The organism is Cupriavidus taiwanensis LMG 19424 (genome assembly GCF_000069785.1).
Classification (GTDB): Bacteria; Pseudomonadota; Gammaproteobacteria; order Burkholderiales; family Burkholderiaceae; genus Cupriavidus; species Cupriavidus taiwanensis.
In genome coordinates, this window is the sequence record NC_010530.1 from 1,689,689 (window position 1) to 1,709,485 (window position 19,797).

19 protein-coding genes are annotated in these 19,797 nt (G+C 68.4%); 7 read left to right on the plus strand and 12 right to left on the minus strand.

Features of this window, described 5'->3' with window-relative positions:
- The first annotated feature begins 383 nt into the window (after positions 1-383).
- The 3 genes from xsc (at position 384) to RALTA_RS23200 (ending at position 4,184) form a co-directional block, all read left to right on the plus strand.
- Entirely contained in the window at positions 384-2,150 is a 1,767-nt protein-coding gene (gene xsc, locus RALTA_RS23190; protein WP_041232799.1) for a sulfoacetaldehyde acetyltransferase, read from the plus strand.
- Positions 2,151-2,382: 232 nt separating this feature from the next.
- The gene (pta, locus tag RALTA_RS23195) at positions 2,383-3,417 is read left to right on the plus strand and encodes a phosphate acetyltransferase (protein WP_012356381.1); all 1,035 of its coding nucleotides are present in this window, start codon (positions 2,383-2,385) and stop codon (positions 3,415-3,417) included.
- On the plus strand, positions 3,414-4,184 hold the full coding sequence (locus RALTA_RS23200) for a TSUP family transporter (protein ID WP_012356382.1): 771 nt from the start codon (positions 3,414-3,416) through the stop codon (positions 4,182-4,184). The genes pta and RALTA_RS23200 overlap by 4 nt, the downstream gene beginning before the upstream one ends.
- Before the next feature lie 27 nt (positions 4,185-4,211).
- On the opposite strand, the gene RALTA_RS23205 is transcribed toward RALTA_RS23200, so the two are convergent.
- The 10 genes from RALTA_RS23205 to RALTA_RS23250 all read right to left on the minus strand — a co-directional run bounded on the left by RALTA_RS23205 (position 4,212) and on the right by RALTA_RS23250 (position 14,043).
- A complete protein-coding gene (locus RALTA_RS23205; RefSeq protein ID WP_012356383.1) occupies positions 4,212-5,516 on the minus strand; it encodes an MFS transporter in 1,305 nt (434 codons plus the stop codon).
- A 44-nt stretch (positions 5,517-5,560) separates the two neighbouring features.
- Positions 5,561-7,051 (minus strand): amidase, encoded by a 1,491-nt coding sequence (locus tag RALTA_RS23210; protein ID WP_012356384.1) that lies wholly within the window; start codon positions 7,049-7,051, stop codon positions 5,561-5,563.
- Between the two features lie 258 nt (positions 7,052-7,309).
- The gene (locus RALTA_RS30665) at positions 7,310-7,486 is read right to left on the minus strand and encodes a hypothetical protein (protein WP_012356385.1); all 177 of its coding nucleotides are present in this window, start codon (positions 7,484-7,486) and stop codon (positions 7,310-7,312) included.
- Positions 7,487-7,594: 108 nt separating this feature from the next.
- Positions 7,595-8,305, minus strand: coding sequence for a GntR family transcriptional regulator (locus tag RALTA_RS23220; RefSeq protein ID WP_012356386.1), 711 nt, complete (start codon positions 8,303-8,305; stop codon positions 7,595-7,597).
- 71 nt (positions 8,306-8,376) lie between these two features.
- Positions 8,377-9,378, minus strand: a complete 1,002-nt coding sequence (locus RALTA_RS23225; RefSeq protein WP_012356387.1) for a 2Fe-2S iron-sulfur cluster-binding protein — start codon at positions 9,376-9,378, stop codon at positions 8,377-8,379.
- A 21-nt stretch (positions 9,379-9,399) separates the two neighbouring features.
- Positions 9,400-9,879, minus strand: a complete 480-nt coding sequence (locus RALTA_RS23230) for a GlcG/HbpS family heme-binding protein (protein WP_012356388.1) — start codon at positions 9,877-9,879, stop codon at positions 9,400-9,402.
- A 28-nt stretch (positions 9,880-9,907) separates the two neighbouring features.
- Positions 9,908-11,353 carry an aldehyde dehydrogenase family protein gene (locus tag RALTA_RS23235; protein WP_012356389.1) on the minus strand — a complete coding sequence of 482 codons (1,446 nt, stop codon included), beginning with the start codon at positions 11,351-11,353 and terminating at the stop codon, positions 9,908-9,910.
- A 25-nt stretch (positions 11,354-11,378) separates the two neighbouring features.
- Entirely contained in the window at positions 11,379-12,110 is a 732-nt protein-coding gene (locus tag RALTA_RS23240; protein WP_012356390.1) for a TenA family transcriptional regulator, read from the minus strand.
- A 171-nt stretch (positions 12,111-12,281) separates the two neighbouring features.
- The gene (locus tag RALTA_RS23245; RefSeq protein ID WP_041232589.1) at positions 12,282-13,214 is read right to left on the minus strand and encodes an ornithine cyclodeaminase family protein; all 933 of its coding nucleotides are present in this window, start codon (positions 13,212-13,214) and stop codon (positions 12,282-12,284) included.
- Between the two features lie 61 nt (positions 13,215-13,275).
- Positions 13,276-14,043, minus strand: a complete 768-nt coding sequence (locus tag RALTA_RS23250) for a sulfite exporter TauE/SafE family protein (RefSeq protein WP_050976559.1) — start codon at positions 14,041-14,043, stop codon at positions 13,276-13,278.
- A gap of 359 nt (positions 14,044-14,402) precedes the next feature.
- Here RALTA_RS23250 and RALTA_RS23255 point away from each other — a divergent pair, with 359 nt between their 5' ends.
- The 4 genes from RALTA_RS23255 to RALTA_RS23270 are packed head-to-tail and all read left to right on the plus strand — an operon-like array spanning position 14,403 to position 17,017.
- Complete coding sequence (locus RALTA_RS23255) at positions 14,403-15,941, plus strand: hypothetical protein (protein ID WP_012356393.1); 1,539 nt, start codon at positions 14,403-14,405, stop codon at positions 15,939-15,941.
- Between the two features lie 58 nt (positions 15,942-15,999).
- Positions 16,000-16,335, plus strand: a complete 336-nt coding sequence (locus tag RALTA_RS23260; protein WP_012356394.1) for a 2Fe-2S iron-sulfur cluster-binding protein — start codon at positions 16,000-16,002, stop codon at positions 16,333-16,335.
- A gap of 1 nt (position 16,336) precedes the next feature.
- Entirely contained in the window at positions 16,337-16,654 is a 318-nt protein-coding gene (locus RALTA_RS23265; RefSeq protein WP_012356395.1) for a hypothetical protein, read from the plus strand.
- Between the two features lie 33 nt (positions 16,655-16,687).
- A complete protein-coding gene (locus RALTA_RS23270; protein ID WP_012356396.1) occupies positions 16,688-17,017 on the plus strand; it encodes a 2Fe-2S iron-sulfur cluster-binding protein in 330 nt (109 codons plus the stop codon).
- Positions 17,018-17,056: 39 nt separating this feature from the next.
- On the opposite strand, the gene RALTA_RS23275 is transcribed toward RALTA_RS23270, so the two are convergent.
- Both RALTA_RS23275 and RALTA_RS23280 read right to left on the minus strand, forming a co-directional pair.
- Positions 17,057-18,778 (minus strand): cobaltochelatase CobT-related protein, encoded by a 1,722-nt coding sequence (locus tag RALTA_RS23275; protein ID WP_041232590.1) that lies wholly within the window; start codon positions 18,776-18,778, stop codon positions 17,057-17,059.
- Positions 18,775-19,731, minus strand: a complete 957-nt coding sequence (locus RALTA_RS23280; RefSeq protein ID WP_050976560.1) for an AAA family ATPase — start codon at positions 19,729-19,731, stop codon at positions 18,775-18,777. Before RALTA_RS23280 ends, RALTA_RS23275 begins: the two co-directional genes overlap by 4 nt.
- Positions 19,732-19,797 lie beyond the last annotated feature (66 nt).

The window sequence follows — 19,797 nt, forward strand, 5'->3', positions numbered from 1 at the left end:
CCGCACCGGTTCCCGGTGCGATCTGCCCCCATCGACATCCCGAACGTCTCGCCGCTGCCGCCGCTTGAGGGCTTGCCCACCAGTGGCTGCCGCACGTCCGCGTCCATTTTTGCGTCCGAAGCGCCTCATACACCACTCGATAATGCAGTTTGTCTCAATTTTTCATCGTTTTCATTCCGTAAACCAAAACTTTCTATTGACCAACAGAAGTCTTCCGCCTACATTTCCCCCAACAGGCAATTTTCCGGAACGCCTTGTTCCACTTTATAACACCCTCATCAGGAGACAACGCCATGCGCGACCTCGAAACCACCTCGAATCCCGCCGTTTCCGGTGGCTCGGCCGCCGCGAAGGACGCCCAGGTGCCGGCCGGCCCGCAAACCATGACCCCGTCCGAAGCCTTCGTCGAAACGCTGGCCGCCAACGGCGTGACCGACATGTTCGGCATCATGGGTTCTGCCTTCATGGACGCGATGGACATCTTCGCGCCGGCAGGCATCCGCCTGATCCCGGTGGTGCATGAGCAAGGCGCCGGCCACATGGCCGATGGCTACGCCCGCGTGTCGGGCCGGCACGGCGTGGTGATCGGCCAGAACGGTCCCGGCATCTCCAACTGCGTGACTTCGATCGCCGCCGCCTACTGGGCCCACAGCCCGGTGGTGATCGTCACGCCGGAGGCCGGCACCATGGGCATCGGCCTGGGCGGCTTCCAGGAGGCCAACCAGCTGCCGATGTTCCAGGAGTTCACCAAGTACCAGGGCCACGTCACCAACCCCGCGCGCATGGCCGAATTCACCGCGCGCTGCTTCGACCGCGCGAAGGCCGAAATGGGCCCGACCCAGCTGAACATCCCGCGCGACCACTTCTACGGCAAGATCACCGCCGAGATTCCGAAGCCGCAGCACCTCGACCGCGGCCCCGGCGGCGAGCAGAGCCTGAACGAAGCGGCCGAGCTGCTGGCCAACGCCAAGTTCCCGGTGATCATCTCGGGCGGCGGCGTGGTGATGGCCGATGCCATCGAGGAATGCAAGGCACTGGCCGAGCGCCTGGGCGCACCGGTGGTCAACAGCTACCTGCACAACGACTCGTTCCCGGCCAGCCACCCGCTGTGGTGCGGCCCGCTGGGCTACCAGGGCTCGAAGGCGGCGATGAAGCTGATCTCGCGCGCCGACGTGGTGGTGGCGCTGGGCTCGCGCCTGGGCCCGTTCGGCACGCTGCCGCAGCACGGCATGGATTACTGGCCGAAGAACGCCAAGATCATCCAGATCGATGCCGACCACAAGATGCTGGGCCTGGTGAAGAAGATCTCGGTGGGCATCTGCGGCGACGCCAAGGCTGCCGCCATCGCGCTGACCCAGCGCCTGGCCGGCCGCACGCTGGCCTGCGACGCCACCCGCGACGGCCGCGCCACCGAGATCGCAAACGAAAAGGCGGCTTGGGAGAAGGAGCTGGACGACTGGACGCACGAGCGCGACCCGTACAGCCTGGACATGATCGAAGAGCAGAAGAACGAGCGCACGCCCACCGGCGGCCACTACCTGCATCCGCGCCAGGTGCTGCGCGAGCTGGAAAAGGCCATGCCGGAAGACGTGATGGTGTCCACCGACATCGGCAATATCAACTCGGTGGCCAACAGCTACCTGCGCTTCGAGAAGCCGCGCAGCTTCTTCGCGGCGATGAGCTGGGGCAACTGCGGCTACGCCTTCCCCACCATCATCGGCGCCAAGGTTGCGGCACCGCACCGCCCGGCCGTGTCGTATGCCGGTGATGGCGCCTGGGGCATGAGCCTGATGGAAACCATGACCTGCGTGCGCCACAACATCCCGGTGACCGCGGTGGTGTTCCACAACCGCCAGTGGGGCGCGGAGAAGAAGAACCAGGTGGACTTCTACAACCGCCGCTTCGTCGCGGGCGAGCTCGACAACCAGAGCTTCGCCGGCATCGCCAAGGCCATGGGCGCCGAAGGCATCGTGGTGGACCGCCTGGAAGACGTCGGCCCGGCCCTGAAGCGCGCCATCGACCTGCAGATGAATCATGGCAAGACCACGATCATCGAGATCATGTGCACGCGTGAACTGGGCGACCCGTTCCGCCGCGATGCGCTGGCCAAGCCGGTGCGCTACCTGGACAAGTACAAGGACTACGTCTGATCGGCGCATTGCATCCCGCTAGTGCATCTCGCTAGCTGGTGGTGTGCTCCCTCTCCCGCTTGCGGGAGAGGGTTGGGGAGAGGGCCGGCGCATCCATGAAGTAAAGCGCCTCGGCATGGCGAGCGCCTGCCCTCTCCCCCGGCCCCTCTCCCGCAAGCGGGAGAGGGGAGAACACCAAGGGCATAGCGCAAGGCGCTGGCCCTTTTTTCCGTTTTACAGAGCCCATCCCACCATGAAACCCATCCTCCGCATCATCGACCGCGCCCGCGCCGCGCCCCGCCGCATCGTGCTGTGCGAGGCCGATGACCCGCGCATCCTGCAGGCCGCGCAGCGCGCCGTCCAGGAAGGCATCGCGCGTATCGTGCTGGTTGGCGACCCACGCCAGATCAATGCCGCCGCGGCCATCCACGGCATTGCGCTGGAGGGCATGACGCTGGTCGACCCCGCCACCTCGGCGCTGACGCCGTCCTTCGCCCAGCAGCTCTTCGCGCTGCGCCAGAAAAAGGGCATGACGCTGGACGAAGCAAAGCGCGCCGTGCTGGACCCGCTGTCCTTTGCCAACCTGATGGTGAGGCTGGGCCATGCCGACGGTTCGGTCGCGGGCGCCGCCCACACCACCGCCGACGTCGTGCGCAACGCGATCCAGCTGATCGGCTTGGCGCCGGGCTTCCGGCTGGTGTCGAGCTTCTTCCTGATGATGCTGTGCGAGCCCTTCCACACGCTCAAGGGCGGGCTGATCTTCTCTGATTGCGGACTGGTGGTCGACCCGGATGCCGAGGCCCTGGCCGATATCGCCATGGCCGCCGCCGACAGCGCGCGCGCCCTGCTGAACGACGAGCCGCGCGTGGCGATGCTGTCGTTCTCGACCAGCGGCAGCGCCCACCATGCCGCCGTGGACAAGGTCGTGGCCGCCACCGAGCGCGTACGCGCGCAGCGCCCCGGTTTGGCCATCGACGGCGACGTGCAGCTCGATGCCGCCATCGTCGCCGAGATCGCCGCACGCAAGGTCGCGCATTCGCAGGTGAACGGCCACGCCAACGTGCTGGTGTTCCCCAGCCTGGAGGCCGGCAATATCGGCTACAAGCTGGCCGAGCGCGTCGGCGGCGCCAAGGCCATCGGCCCGATGCTGCAGGGACTGAACAAGCCGGCCAATGACCTCTCGCGCGGCTGCAGCGCCGACGACGTGTTCCATGTGATCGCCGTCACCGTGGTCCAGGCGCAAGCCACCGCGGCGCAGGCACCCAAGGGCGAGCAGGCGGCGGCATGAAGGCAGAATTGTTGTTGCCGCTGCTGTGCCTGCAAGCGCTGCTCGGTGCCGGCACCTATTTCCAGACGGTGACCGGCTTTGGCCTCGGCATGATCGTGATGGGCGCCACCAGCGGGCTGGGTCTGGCGCCGGTGGCCACCGTCGCCGCCGTGGTCAGTCTGGTGACGCTGGCCAACAGCGCCTGCGCGCTGCCCGGCAAGTTCCAGCATATCGACTGGCGCGCCGTGGGCGCGGCGGCGATCGGCATCCTGCCTTCGGTGCTGGTCGGCGTGCTGGTGCTCGAATACCTGAGCAGCACCGCCGCCACGCTGCTGCAGCTGCTGTTGGGCGCGGTGATCCTGTACGGCGGCCTGAGCGCCGCCTTCAGACCCGAGCCGCTGCCGCAACGCTCCGGCGACGGCAGCTTCTTCATGAGCGGCGTCTTCGGCGGCCTGCTGAGCGGCATGTTCGGCGTCTCCGGGCCGCCGCTGATCTTCCAGTTCTACCGGCAGCCAATGAAGCCGGTGGAAATCCGCTGCGCGCTGATCCTGGTCTTCACCGTAACCTCGTCCGTGCGCACGCTGTTCTCTGCCTGGCAAGGGCAGCTGGATGCCGCGATCTGGCTGCAGGCCGCGGTCGGGGTGCCGGTAGTGGTGATCGCCACGCTGCTGGGCCGGCGCTTTCCGCCGCCGTTCTCGCCGACCACGACGCGGCGCGTGGCGTTTGGCGTGCTGATCGGGATCGGGGTGAGCTTGATGCTGCCGGCGCTTTCGGCGTGGTTGCGCTGAGGCGCCGGCAGCGTCCTCCGCTTGCTGTCAGGCCACCGTCCCCGCCGGCCGCGCCAGCGGTGCGGTGTCTTCCTTGCCGCCACCGCCGCCAGCCTGCTCCAGGTCCATGCCGGTGGTTTCGGGCAGCAGTGCCGCGGCCACCACCACCATCGCATAGCCTACCCCCGCGACGATCGCGATCGCGGTCGGCAGCGAGGTGTGCCCCGAGCTGAGCCATCCCACCGACAACGGAAACAGCGATCCGATCACGCGGCCGGCGTTGTAGGAGACGCCGTACCCGGTCGCGCGGATATCGTTGGGATAGGATTCGGCGATGGTTGCGCCGATGCCGGCGAACACGCCCTGCATCAGCACCCCAAGCGGGAAGCCCAGGAACAGCATGGAGGTGTTGGATACCGGGATCACCATGTAGACCAGCGCCGCGATAAACGCGCCCGCCGCGAAGACGATGTACGTCAGCCGCCGGCCCCAGCGGTCAGTGGCATAGGCGCCCGCCACGTAGCCGGCCAGTGAGCCGATGATGGTGACCGTCAGGTACGAGCTGGTGCCGAACACCGACAGGCCGCGCTCGGTCTTGAGAAAGGTGGGCAGCCACGTGGCAATGGCGTAGTAGGCCCCCAGCATGCCGCCGGACAGCAGGCTGCACAGCAGCGTCTTGGCCAGCAGCGGCCCGCGGAACAGCCGGCCCAGCCCCGCCAGCGCCGAGCCGTGGTTGCCGGCGGCGCGGCTCTTCAGGAAGATCTCGGGCTCCTCCAGGTTGCGGCGCAGGTAGATCACCACCAGGGCCGGCAGGATGCCGAGGAAGAAGCAGACACGCCATGCGGTCTCGGCCGGCAGCACGCTGAACGTGATGGCATACACGATCGCCGCCGCGCCCCAGCCGAAGGAATAGCTGCTCGCGGTAAAGCCCGAATATTTGCCGCGGTGCGCCGGGTTGCGGATCATCTCGGTCACCAGCACCATGCAAAGCGACGACTCGCCGCCGAACCCCAGCCCCTGGATCATGCGGAACACCATCAGCTGCTCCGGCGACTGCGCCAGCCCGCACAGGAAGCACGCGCCCGCGAACACGATGATGGTCCAGCGCAGCACACGCACGCGGCCATAGCGGTCGGCCAGGATGCCGGCGCCGATGGCCCCGACCAGCGATGACACCAGCGTCCAGGTGACGATCGCCCCCGCCGTCGACTTGCTCATGCCCCACTGCCCCAGCAGCGTGGAAATGAGGAAGGAATAAATCATGAAGTCGAACACGTCGACGGCATGCCCCAGGAACGCGCCATAGAATCCCTTGCGCTCCATGCGCGACAAATCACGGAACCAATCGAACATGATCCCCTCCCCTGTGGTGTGTGATGTGTTGTGGTTGGTTGTGGTCAGTTGTGGTGCGCCGAGGACTGCGGCAGCCTTGGCGTCCGGTAGGCGTAGCCTGCTTCCTCCAGCAGGCAGGCAAAACGCAAGGCGGTGAGATCCTGGTAGCGGCCGGCGACAATCTGCACGCCGACCGGCAGCCCACCGGCACCGGGCCCGATCGGCGCCACCGCGGAAGGCAGGCCGCACAGCCCGGAATGGCCGGCCCAGAACAACTGCGTGGTCATCGGCTGCGGGCGGCCGTTGACGGTGAGCGTGCGTTGCCACGGCTCGCCGGCCTCGTCGAGCGCAAACGCCGTGGTGGCGGCGGCCGGGCACAGCAGCACGTCGTAGCGGGTGAAGAAGCTGCGCCATGCGGCGGCAAATCGCTCACGCGTGACCTGCAGGCGCAGCCAGTCGCGATGGCACAGCGTTGCGCCGGTGTACTGCAGGGCCGCGTAGTCGCGCTCGCCAGCGGTGGCGGTGGCGCTGCGGGCCAGCGCATCGGCGAAGGCCGCATCATCCATGTGGACCGAGGTGGTGGCGCGCAGCAGCGTCACGTAGGCATGCCAGAGTTCGCCGGCGTCGAAGTCCGGCCGTTCATGCCAGCCGACGTGGGCACCTTGCTCCGCCAGCCACTGGCCCAACTTCTCGATCTGCGCGGCGACCTCGTCGTCCGCTGGCGCCTGGGCATGGGTGGGCAGCACGGCGATGCGGAAATCGGCGAGCTTGCGGCGCGGGCATTCCGGCCACTGCAGGCGATAAGGCAGTGCGTCGTCACCGTGCGGGCCCGCGATAACGCGCAATACCGGCTCCAGGTCGCGCGCGCTACGCGCCAGCGGGCCGGCGACATTGATGTCCTGCTCGCCAAAGCGTGCGGCGCCGGTGCCGTGGCCGGCCAGCGGCACCAGCCCGTGGCTCGGCTTGAGCGAGAAAATGCCGCAGTAGTGCGCCGGGTTGCGCAGCGACGAACCGATGTCGGAACCCACGTCGAAAAACGACAGGCCGGCGCAGACCGCCGCGGCGCTGCCGCCGGACGAGCCGCCCGGCGTGCGCGCCGGATCGTGCGGGTTGCGGGTGGTGCCGTAGATCGCGTTGTAGCTCTGCCAGTCGCGCAGGCCGAGCGGGACATTGGTCTTGCCGAGCAAGATCGCGCCGGCATCGCGCAGCCGCTGCACCACCGCCGCGTCGCGCCCGGCCACGTGCCCGCGCAGCGCCGGATTGCCGCAGGTGGTGGGCCAGCCGGCAACGTCGAACGACTCCTTGACCGAGAACGGCACGCCGTCGAGCACGCCGCGTGCGTGCCCGCCACGGCGGCGCCGGTCGCTGTCGCGCGCCGCAGCGCGGGCCGCGTCGAAATCCGACAGCACCAGCGCGTTGATGATGCCGTGCCATTGCCGCTGCGCCGCCTCGCAGGCATCCACCAGTTGCTCCGACGACACCGTGCCAGCGGCAAGCCGCTGCGCCACCTCCCATAGCGGCGGAAAGCCGCCAGTCGTCCAGTCCGGCAGGTTCACATCGGCTCCTTGTCGTGATCCGCGCGCGTTCGGCGCGGTGGGGGCGTATGAGGGGCTCAGGCGTGTTTCGACTGCGTTGGTATACTATATTCCGAATCGAGCACAGCGCAAGGAGAATGCGCGCGAAGAACACCGTGCGGCGGCGCTCGGGGATGCTTGGATGACAGGGAGAATGGCCCGCAGGACGCGTGCCAGGCAGCAAGGAGGGAACAGCGGGGCCGCGCGACGGCAGCCGCGTCGCGCGTTAGTCAGTGCGGCTCAGCAATGGCCGCGGCGTGGCGCTCGGCCGCCCAGCGCAAGGAAAAAGCGGCCGATATCGCGCCACCGCAGCGGTACCAGCGGCATGGCGTGGCGCACCGCATCGCGCGCGGCAAAGTGGCCCAACAACTGCTGGCCGATGGGTTGGGAAAGATAGCGTTGCTCGGACGACTGCATGGCAAATCTCGTGACCTTGAATGACTACAGTATACACTAAATTGGTGCACTGCGTCATACCGGGGCACGCCGTGCCCTGCGGGCGTGCATCAAGTCCAGCCGGGGCGTTCAGGCCGCTTGCGCCGCGCTGCCCTGCCCGTCCACTGGCAGGTCGGCCGCCTTGGCGGCGCTGTAGACATGGCGCGCGGCCAGCAGGGCCGCGAGATCGGCGTCGCCGGCAATGACCGCCTGCAGGATCTGCGCATGCTCGTCCCAGTTCTGGCGCGCGCGCACCACGTTGGCCGGGCCGAACAGCACAGCGGTGCGCTCGCGCAGCGAACGCATCATTTCCTGCAGCACGCTGTTGGCCGCGATGGTGCCGAGCACTTCGTGGAAGCGCGTATTGAGCGCCAGCAGTTCATCCGCGCGGCCCTGCGCCGCGGCCTCCATGCCCTGCCGCAAGACGTTTTCCAGCTCCGCCACCAGCGCCGGGTCGCGCCGCTGCGCGGCGAGCTTGGCGTTGAGGCCCTCCAGCGTGGCACGCACTTCGACCATCTCGCGCGCAATCACCGGCGACAGGCTGGCCACGGTCGCGCCGCGGCGCGGCTCGATCACCACCAGCCCTTCGCTGGCGAGCGCGCGCAGCGCCTCGCGCACCGGAATGCGCGATACGCCCAGTTCCGCCGAGAGCTTGTTCTCAACCAGCCGTTCGCCCGGGGCATATTTGCCGTTCAGGATGCCTTCGCGCAGCTTGTCGGTGACAAGGGCGAACAGCGGCGAGTGGCTGGCACCGAGGCTCAGCGGCTCGGCGGGCGCGGCAGAAGACGGAGTGAGGGACATGGGTCGGCAGAGGCGTAAGCAGAGAGGCTGGCGTCATTGTATACCAGCCATTTATGCCATACCGCCATGTCTTAACAAGGGTGCTGGAACGTGAAGCTGTCGGCGTAGAGGTGGTCGGGGCTCGCCCCATGCGCAATAAAGGCCGCACGCGCGTCACGGATCATGTCGGGCGAGCCGCACAGGTAGATGGCGTATTCGCTCAGGTCGCCCAGGTCGGCCAGCGCCGCGTCATGCACATAGCCTCGCCTGCCCTGCCAGTCCGCGCCGGCGCGCGACAGGACCGGCGCGTAGCGGAAGTCGTAGAGCCGGTCCCCCCAGGCCGGGATCTCGCCGTGCAGGTACAGGTCCTGCGCCTGCCGCATGCCCCAGTACAACGACACCGGCGGGCAGTCGGGATCGTCCATCAGCGATTCCAGGATCGCCTTGATCGGTGCCAGTCCGGTGCCGGTGGCCACCATCAGCAGCGGCCGGTAGTCGCGCGCGCGGTAGAAGAAGCTGCCCAGCGGCAACTCGACCTCGATGGCATCGCCGGCGCGCATGCGCGGCAGGATGCCGTCGGTAAAGGCGCCGCCGGGAATGCGCCGCACGTGCAGGTCGATGCGCCCGTCGCGCGGCACCGAAGCCATCGAGAAGCTGCGCGCGAGGCCTTCGCTGCTCAGCAGCTTCAGGTACTGGCCCGGCCGGTAGTCGAGCGTACCCGCGCCGGGCACCTCCAGTTCGACGTGCAAGACGTCGGCCGACAGCGGCCGCACTGCACGCACCACCGCGCGATGTCGCGCCGGTTCGGCGCAGGCCTCGTCGTCGCGCGCCGTGCTGATGACCAGGTCGGCCTGCGGCTGCGCCTGGCACGCCAGCGCGTAACCGGCGGCGGCCTCGTCGGGGGCCAGGCCGAACGGTTCCTCGTCATAGCGCACCTGCCCGTCGAGCAAGCGGATGCGGCAGGTGCCGCAGCCGCCCAGCTGGCAGTCGTGGCGCAAGGCAACGCCGGCGCGCTGCGCGGCCTGCAGCAGCGTCTCGCCGCGCTCGACAAAGAAAACCTGCTCCGTTTCGGCGACCTGGATGCGGTATGACATGGAACCTCCCGGCGAGCGCGCTTACTTCTTGATGTCGGCCTGCACCAGCACACGCAGGTCCTGCGGTGCCAGCAGTTCGGCCAGCGCCTGCAGTGCCGCCAGGCCAGCCTGCGTGTCCTGCTCGCCGTTGCCGCCGGACAGGCCGATGCCGCCGATCACTTCGTCGTTCACCACGATCGGGAAGCCGCCGACAAAAGCGGCGAACTTGCCCTCGAAGCTCCACTGGATGCCGAAGGCCTCGTTGCCCGGCAGCGCCGGGCCGTTCGGCGGCGTGGTGAACAGGTGCGTGGAGCGCTTGTGGCCCGCAGCGGTAAACGCCTTGTTCCACGCGATCTGCGGCCCGGTGATGCGGGCGCCGTCCATGCGCTCGAGCGCGAGCGGATAACCGCCCTCGTCGACCACGCAGATCGATTCCAGCACGCCGATCTCTTCCGAGCGCCGGATCGCGGCGGCAACCATGTGGCGCGCTTCGCGCAGTTCCAGCTTGATGGCTTTCTTCATGACGATGACTCCTTGCTGCGGGACGGGCTCATGCGCCCCGGTAGACGGTCTTGACCTGCGTATAGAACTCCAGCCCGGTGCGGCCCGATTCGCGGAAGGTCGACGTGCTCGACCGCTTCACACCGCCGAACGGTGCGTTGACCAGGTTGCCGGTGGTGGTGCGGTTGATCTTGACCGTGCCCGCCTCGATGTCGCTGGCGAAGTGGTGGATGTAGCGCGGGTTGCTGGTGACGATGGCCGCGGCCAGACCGTATTCGGTATCGTTGGCCTTGGCGATGGCGTCGGCGTAGTCGGTGAAGCCGAGGATGGCGATCACCGGGCCGAAGATCTCCTCGCGCGCAATCCGCATCTGCTGCGTCACGTCGGTGAATACCGTCGGCGCGACGTAGTAGCCCTTGTCGAAATCGCCGCCGGTCAGGCGCATGCCGCCACAGAGCAGCGTCGCCTCGGACCTGCCGATGTCGATGTAGCGCAGCACGGTTTCCAGCTGCTTTTGCGAGGCCAGCGGCCCCAGATCCATGCCCGGCGCCATGCCGCTGCCGACCTTGAGCGTTGCGACCTTCGCCAGCAGGCGTTCGGTATAGGCCGCCTTCACGGCTTCGCCCACCAGCACGCGGCTGGTGCCGGTGCAGGCCTGACCCGACAGCGAGAAGCCGCCCTTGATGGTGAGATCGACAGCGCGGTCCAGGTCCGCATCCTCCATCACGATCAGCGGGTTCTTGCCGCCCAGTTCCATCTGCGTGCGGGTGGTCAGTGGCACCGCCCGATGGATTTGCTCACCCGCGCGCGACGAGCCGGTGAACGAGATCGCGCGCACCGCCGGCGCCTCCGTGATGGCTGCGCCGATCTCGGCGGCGCTGCCGGTGATGAAGTTCAGCACGCCCTTGGGCAGCCCGGCCTTGACCAGCGCCTCGGCCAGCCGGTAGCCGGACAGCGGCGCCTCGGACGACGGCTTGAACACCACCGTGTTGCCGGTCACCAGCGCCGGCGCGATCTTTCGGGCGGGAATCGATACCGGGAAATTCCACGGCGCGATCACCGTCACCACCCCCAGCGGCTCGCGCTGGCTGTAAACCAGCTGGTCGGGATCGTCGTTCGGAAACACTTCGCCGGTGAAGGTCTGCCCTTCCACGGCATAGAAGCGCAGCGTCTGGGCCGAGCGCAGCACCTCGTCGCGCGCCAGCGCCAGCGCCTTGCCCTCTTCGCGGGTCAGCTCGGCGGCGATGCTGTCGGCGTTGGCCTCCAGGTGCTCGGCCGCGCGGTTGAGGATGGCGGCGCGCTTGCCGACCGGGGTCTTTTTCCAGCCGGCAAAGGCCGCTGCCGCGGCCGCCACGGCCGCGTGCGCGTCCACCGCGGACGACGCCTGGAAGCGGCCCACGAGGTCCGCGGTATCGGCCGGGTTGATGTTGTCGAAGGTCCGGCCCGACTGGCAGGCGGTCCATTCGCCGTCGATATGGTTCAGGAATACGGTCATCGTCGATCCCGTTGCGTGACGGCGCTCAGGCAGCCATGTCGAGTTCGGGCAGCGGCAGCTCTTTCTCGACGTAGTCGTGATACAGCGCGGTGGTGTACAGCAGCCGCATCTGCGCGCCGATCTCGCAGATCTTCAGGCAGCGCTGCTGCAGTTCCGGCGTGTTGGCGTGCTCCAGCACGATCTGGTAGCCGCGCTCGCCGTGGATCTCGTCCGAGACGATATGCAGGTCGAAGAACTCGACCTCTTCGTCGGTGAACTGGTACTTGTCGCGCAGCGTCGGCGTCTGCTTGCGGTAGATCGACGGCACCTGCGATTCCAGCCCCACCACCAGGCCGGCCACGGCGACGATCGGGTCCTCGCGCATCGCCACTGCGTAGCACCAGCTCTGCAGGCCGCGCGTGGTGGGCGACATATTGTCCGGGTCGATCACGCGCTCGCGCGTGGTGCCGCAGGCTTCGGCAAAGCGGATCAGCAGGTCGGTGTGGCGGTCCCCACCGATCTCTTCCTCGTACATGTTGGCCAGCAGGAAGTCCTTGGCCTCGGTGTAGCGATCCGGCGTGCGCGCATAGATGTAGCCCAGGTAATCCGCGAACGGCCCGACGTAGTGGTAGTGGTTCTCGGCCCAGCGCGCGAGATGGGCACGGGTCAGCTTGCCGCTGGCCCAGGCCACGCTGAACGGTGCCTGGTTGGCGCTCTTGCCCTTGATCGCTTGTTCGAGGGCGGCTCGGAATGCTTCGCGGTTCATCAGTTCGGCCATGACGGGCTCCTGGTTGTCGGTGTGAGGCGATGCGATGGGTGGGGATGCCGGAAAGCTGGCTTCGGTGTGTCCCGGCATGTTTGTATACTATATACAGTTCCTCGGGGGCGACAAGGGCTCTGTTGACTCATCCACGTCAGTGTTTACCCGAGACTTCCGAGGCGGCGGGCGTCAGCCAGCACGGCGATCCGCTTCGCCCGCGATACGCGACCACGCGTATCCCGCCAAGGCGACGTCTTCCAGCCCCACGCCGACCGACTTGTAGATCACGATGTCGTCATCGCGCTGCCGCGGCGACACCTTGCCGATGACCACGTCGGCCAGTTCGACGATTTTTTCCGGCGGCAGCGCGCCGGGACCGGCCAGCACGATATCGCCCGCCTCGCGCGTCGATTGCGGGCGCCACTCCACCACCACGGCGGCGGCGCGGCGCAGTGCGGTGTCGTCCAGTTCGCGCGTGTGGGGCAGGCTGGAGCCGATGGCGGCGACGAAGGCGCCCGGACGGATGGCCGCACCGGAGAACAGGGGTGTGGTCGCGCGCGAGGCGGTGACAATGATGTCAGCCTCGGCCACCGCGGCATCCGGCTCGGCCAGCGCGACCGGGATGCCGCACTGCGCCGACAGCCGTTCCGGCATGGCGGCGTCGGCGTGCGGGTCTGACACCAGGATGCGCTCGAGCCCGAGCGCGGCGCTGAGCTGGCGCGCGTGCTGCGCGCCCTGCGTGCCGGCACCGAACAAGGCCAGCGTGCGCGCGCCGGCGCGGGCCAGCCGCTGCGCCGCCAGCGTGGTGCAGGCGGCGGTGCGCAGGCGCGTGATGGCGCCGGCGTCGAACGAAGCCAGCGGGCGGCCGTCGTCGGTGGAGAAGATCAGGATGACGAAGGAAAACTGGCCATTGATGGTGGTGTAGACCTTGGCCCCGGCCACGCCCTGCGTGGGGATCACCGCGCCCAGCGTGGACAGCTTGACGCCCCCGGCCTCGGTGCGGATCCGCGCCTGCATTGCGGCATCGCCGCGCCCGAAGCTGGAAAACGCCGACGCCATGACCTCGAGGGCCGCTTCCGGGGTGACATGGGCATCGATCATGGCGTCTGAGATGTGCTGCATGGAAACTCCGCTGGTGGGTTGATCTGAAAAACCGGGATATCCGAAAGCGTTGCGCCGCCCCTCAGGCAAACGCCGCGCGGCCGAGCACGCCCAGCGCGCCGGCCGCGCACAAGCCCAGCAGCAAGCGGCGCACGGTGCTGGCGGAAACGCGCCCGCGCAGCCGGTTCGACAGCGCGAAGCCGGCCAGCAGGAACGGAGCGAGCGACAGTGCCAGCAAAAGTTGCGGCATGCCGAAGCGCCCGGCCAGCGTCAGCATGGCCAGCGACAGCACCGCCCCGCCCGAGAGGATGCAGCCCATGGTCGCGCGCATCGGCGCCGGCGGCATGTGCTGCATGACCAGTGCGAACGGCGGAGCGCCGGCCGAGGTGATGGTTCCCATGAACCCGGACAGCGTGCCGGCGATCACCACATTGCGAGCGCCCGGCAGCAGGCGCCAGCCAAGCAGGCTCAGCGCCACCGCGGCCAGGATCGACAGCGAGAACAGCACCGACAGCGGCCCGGGCGCCAGCCAGGCGATGGTCAGCACCGCCGCCGCGCCGCCGAGCGCCCGTCCCACCAGGGCAAAGCCGGCGACAGGCCAGACGATGGCGTCACGCTCGCGCAGCGCGCCCATCAGCGACAGGCAGCAACCCATCGCCAGCAGCGGCCCCGGCACCAGTTCCGGGAAAAAGATCGCGCCCAGCGGCGCGCACAGCATGGCAAAGCCAATCCCGCCCACGCCCTGAAGGCAGGCGCCGGCCAGGATGAGCGCGCCCATCCACAGGTAGTCCGGAGCGGAAAGGCCCGGGGGCAGCAGCGACAGCAATGTAGCGGGCATGGCGTCGGTCATGGGGTCCGGAAAAAGCATGGCGGCGGGACGGCGGGCGCGCTAACGGGACGTCGCCTGTGCGCCCCGCCCATCTTGCACGCATTCCCGGTGGGAATTGAACCATATTGGTATACAGTCTACATGCTGATATGGCGCGACGGCAACTCATGGCCAGGCCGACGCACCACCATATGGCATGCAACAGCCGGAAATCCCAATAAATGTGCGGTTTTGCGGGCCACTGCACCGTTCCGGCATGCGCGTTAATCCCAATGAAAAAACGCTTGGCGCCAAACAGCGCTGGAATATAGTATACCGACACGGACCAACGCAGTCCGGTGAAACCGCCCCCCAACCCCCTCCGCCCCCAGGGAGTCTTCATGTCACAACAAGTCGTGATCGGTGCCGCGCACTGGATCTATCTGTCAGGGGTAGCAGTCATCGTGCTGACGATGATCCTGCGCGCCAATGTTGTCGTCCCGTCGATCGTCGGCACCGCCCTGGTGGTGTTTGCGCTGACCGGCAGCCCGGTGTCGGCGCTGGCCGGGGTGTTTTCGGCCAGCCTGGTCGCCGCGCGGGAGCTGTTCAACATCTTCCTGGTGATCGCCTTCATGACGGCGCTGCTCAATGCGCTCAAGACGCTGCGCTCGGACATCCGCATGGTCGAGCCCTTCCGCGTGGTAATGAAGAACGGGCATTCCGCGTTCTTTATCCTGGCGGGCATCACCTACCTGATCTCGCTGTTCTTCTGGCCGACGCCTGCGGTGCCGCTGGTGTCGGCCATCCTGCTGCCGGCCGCGATCGCAGCCGGACTGCCGCCGCTGGCGGGGGCGATGGCGATTGCCATCGCCGGACAAGGCATGGCGCTGTCGTCCGACTATGTGATCGGCGTCGCGCCCGGCATCAGCGCCAAGGCCGCCGGCGCGGCGGTCAGCGCCGCGGTGGTGGCCGACCGCGCGCTGGCGCTGTCGCTGATTACCGGCAGCATTGCGCTGTGCCTGGCCTACCTGTCGATGCGCAAGCACATCGTGCCGGCCTGCGGCACGCTGCTCGACCGCTGGCAGGCACGCGCCGGCGGCAGCGCCGAAGCGATCGATGGCGGCATCACCTTCGACAAGGCCGAGATCGCGAAGGGCACCGCCCATGCCGAACCCCTGGCCACCGACAGCAATATCGAAGCCAGCCTGTTGATGGTCGCGCAGCGGCGGGTGAAGTGGTCCAAGTGCTTTGCCATCGTGACGCCGCTGGCCTTCCTCGCCGTGGTCGCCGTGATGGTGCTGCCCAAGCTGGGCGCCGGCGTACAAGACCTGAAGGGCGGCGACGCGGCCGCGCTTGTGGGCGGGGTTGCCGCGGTGCTGATGATGCTGGCGACGCTGGCCGCGGAGGGCCCGCGCCGCATGCTGGACGTTTGCCCGGAGCACATCACCGACGGCTTCGTCTTCGCCTTCAAGGCCATGGGTTCGGTGCTGCCGATCGCGGGCTTCTTCTTCGTCGGCGCCGGCGAGACCGCGGCGCACATCCTTGGCCTGCCGCCGGGCAAGGCGCCCAGCCTGCTGTTCGAGCTGATCCAGGCCTACCAGCACCTGATTCCCGACAACCACATGCTGGTCGCCTTCGGCGTACTGCTGGTCGGCATGATCACCGGCATCGACGGCTCCGGCTTCGCCGGCCTGCCGCTGACCGGCACGCTGGCCGGTGCACTGGGACCGGTGGTCGGCTTCGACCCCGCCACGCTGGCGGCGGTAGGGCAGATGGGCGCGGTCTGGACCGGCGGCGGCACGCTGGTGGCGTGGTCGTCGCTGATCGCGGTGGCCGGCTTTGCCCGCGTGCCGGTGCTCGAGGCGGTGCGCGCGCTGCTGATCCCCGTGCTGATCGGGCTGGCCTGCTCCACCGTGGCGGCGATGGTGTTGTGGTCGTAGCGACGCCGCACCGCAACGATTTTCCCTGACCTGTTTCGTGACCTCTGCCCAGATAACGATGCCAACCGTCACCCTGCACAAGCTCGGCCAGACCTTTACCGACGAGGTCGGTCCCAGGACCAACCTGGTGGTCCGCGCCGGCATCCGGCAGTTCCCCTACCCCAACCTGCGCTACGAATGCGGCATGGGCAAATGCTCGAAGTGCGCGTGCCGCGTGATCGCCGGCGCGGAGCACCTGCCGCCGCCCAACTGGAAGGAAAAGAAGCAGCTTGGCGAGCGGCTCGAACAGGGCTACCGGCTGACCTGCCAGCTGTGGATCGAGCATGACATCGAACTGGCCCAGGACGATGTGCCGGCCGCTGCCGCGCTGGCCGGGGCGAGCGCAGGAGCCTGACATGTTCGTGCTGCTGACCAGCCGCCCCGGCCAGTTCCATACCGAACCCACCGACGGCATCACGGCCGTCGAGGCCTATGACTACGTCTTCTACGGCAAGCGCACCGCCCGTTTCGTCATTGCCGAGCTGGCCGCCGATACCAAGGTCCGCATACGGGAAGACACGCCGCCCGGCGTCGTCAACCTGGTGTCGACCCGATTCCTCGACAAGTACGCCACGCTCGATGCCGCCCGCGACGCGCTGCGCCAGCTGGCCAGCTTCGGCAGCATGGACATTACCCTCGTCCCCGTGCCGGTTGCCGTGGACGGCCGGCCCTGAAGCCTTACACCTGCACGCCAGGCATTTATCGCCATGATCCAGATCACCTTCCTCACCAACCACGGCAAGACCGTCAGTGCACCGGCCAACAGCAACCTGCTGCGCGTATCGCTGCGCGAACAGGGCGGCATCCCGTTCAAATGCGGCGGCGGCTTGTGCGGCACCTGCAAGTGCCGCATCGAGCAAGGCCGCGAGCATACCGATGCGGTCAAGCCGAAGGAAAGGAAGCTGCTGACCGAAGCCGAGCTGGCCGATGGATTCCGGCTGGCATGCCAGACCTTCATGGCGGGCGATATCGCGGTCTCGTGGCAGCCGAAGACCATGGCCGAGCGGCCCCGGCCGGCCGCAGCCAGCGGCGACTGAACCAGCGGTGCGCGCCATCGGGCGCCGATGGCGCGGCCACTACCGCCGCCTCGCCCCCACCAGCCCCGCCACCTCGTCGAGCATCGCCATATCCACCGGCTGCGACAGGTCCAGCGCGAGGGTGTGCCGGTAATACGGGCTCAGGTCCAGCCCGACCCCGAGCCCGAGTATTTCCACATCGCGCAGCGCCTCGTGCCGCGCCACCACGGCCTTCAGGTGGTTGTCGAGGTAGCAGGCGTCGTTGGCCTGCCCGGTCGCGGTATCCATGGGACTGCCGTCGGACACCACCACCAGGATGCGCCGTGCCTTGCCGCTGGCATGCAGGCGCGCGCAGGCCCATTCGACCGCCTCGCCATCCACGCCTTCGCGGAACAGGTCGGCTTTCAGCATCGCCGTGATGTCGGTGCGCGCGCGCCGCCAGCTGCGCTGCGCGTCCTTGAATACCATGTGGCAGGTTTCGTTGAGCCGGCCGGGGTGTTGCGGGCGGCCGCGCGCGAGCCAGTCGCTGCGCGCGCGCCCGCCGTTCCACGCATTGGTGGTGAAGCCGAGCACCTCGGTGGCCACGCCGGCCTGATCGAGCGCCCGTGTGAGCATGTCGATCAGCAGCGTGAGCGGCTCGGCCTGCGCCTTCATCGAGCCGGAGCAGTCGATCAGGAAGCCGACCACGCAGTCGGCATGGGCCTTGTGCGCTTCCTGGCGGAACAGGCGGCGTTCGGCGGGCGAGCTGACCAGCTGCGCCAGGCGGCGGCCATCGATGCGGCCGCTTTCCTCGCCGAAGGACCAGCCGTCCACGCGCGGCTGCGACAACGCGGCACGCAGGCGGCGCGCCAGCCGGGCGATGTTGACGCCCGCGCGCGCGATGCGTGCGTCCAGCCGCGTGCGGTATTCCTCCAGCAAGGCGCGGCGCACCAGCGTGGCGGCGCGCACTTCGCGGTCGTAGCGGGTGGTGTAGATGCGGTAGCCATCGGTGGCGTCGGCCAGCACGCGGCTGTGGCCGCTGTCGGCCAGGGCGAAGTCTTCCACGGGCGGTTCGTCGAAGTCGAGCCACAGCGCAAACCCGGCACGCGCGGCGGAAGCGGCATGGTCGTCGTCTTCGCCTGCACGCGGCGCTTCGGTGCGGATCATCTGCGCCACCGCATGCGCCAGCGTCAGCGCATGCACGGCGTACGCGGCCTGGTCGTGGCGTTGCGCGCGCAGCCCCGCCAGCGCGGTGCCCAGCATCGGCACGATGGCCGCGCGCGTGGCCTCGATCAGGTCTTCGGTCTCTTCCAGCACCGGCTCGCCGCAGAGGCGCGACCACGCCACCTGCGCCACGGTATAGAGCAGGATGCCGAGATGCCCGTCGGTCAGCCCGGAACGATGGTAGGCGCGCGACCACGCCAGAAAGCGATGGCGCAGGTTGGCCTCGACCCCGGACATGCCGCGCGGCAGGCGGGTCTCGCAGCGCAGCTGTTCGAGCAGCTCGAACACCAGGCGCTCGACCGCATCGGCCGGGCACAGCCGCCGGTGCAGCGCGGCGTCGGAATGCGCCTGGCGCAGCGCGGCGCCATCGGCTGCGCCGCGCAGGCACGCGGCGGTGTCGGTGTCCGCATCGGTGCGCAGGTGCGGCGCATGCAGCGGCACCGGACGCAGCGCGCGCCAGAGCTGGCCATCGCGGAAATGCAGCGCCGCATCGCCGGTGAGCGCGCGCACCGCCGCGCCGGACAGTTCATCCTGCCGCTGGCGCCGGCGCAAGCGCCGGGCGAGCGCCGCCGCATTCATTGCGCCGGCTCCGTCGCGGCGCTGGTGCCGGCGGCCTCGCCCGGCAGGTGGCCGAAGCAGCGCTGGTAGTACTCCGCCACCACCGGGCGCTCGGCCTCGTCGCACTTGTTCAGGAAGGTCAGCCGGAACGCGAGCGCGGGGTCGCGGAAGATCTGGCAGTTCTCGGCCCAGCTGATCACGGTGCGCGGCGACATCAGCGCCGACACATCGCCCGCGGCAAAGCCGCGCCGGGTCAGGCCGGCCAGCGCCACCATGGCATCGACCAGCGCGCGCCCGTCGGCGTCGTCCAGCTCCGGCACGCGTGCCAGCACGATGCCCGCCTCTTCTTCGTGAGGCAGGTAGTCCAGCGTCGCCACCACGTTCCAGCGGTCGATCTGCGCGTGGTTGAGCAACTGCGTGCCGTGATAGAGCCCATTGACGTTGCCGAGTCCCACGGTGTTGGAGGTGGCAAAGAGACGGAACGAAGGATGGGGGCGGATCACGCGGTTCTGGTCCAGCAGCGTGAACTTGCCGTCGCGCTCCAGGATGCGCTGGATCACGAACATCACGTCGGGCCGGCCCGCGTCGTATTCGTCGAAGATCAGCGCCACCGGGCGCTGCAGCGCCCACGGCACGATGCCTTCCTGGAACTCGGTGACCTGGCGGCCATCGCGCACCACGATGGCATCCTTGCCGACCAGGTCGAGCCGGCTGATATGGCCGTCGAGGTTGACGCGCACGCAGGGCCAGTTCAGCCGCGCGGCCACCTGCTCGATATGGGTCGACTTGCCGCTGCCGTGCAGGCCCTGCACCATCACGCGACGGTCGCGCATAAAACCCGACAGGATCGCCAGCGTCACCTCGGGCTGGAAGCGGTAGGCCGGATCGATCTCCGGCACGTGGTCATCGCGCTGGCTGAAAGCCGGCACCATCAGGCCGGAATCGATGCCGAACACGCTGCGCACCGGAATCATCCGGTCCGGCTTGCCAAACTGCTCTTGCGTCACCTTGTGCTCCTCGTTGCCTCGTGGCTTCTCGCC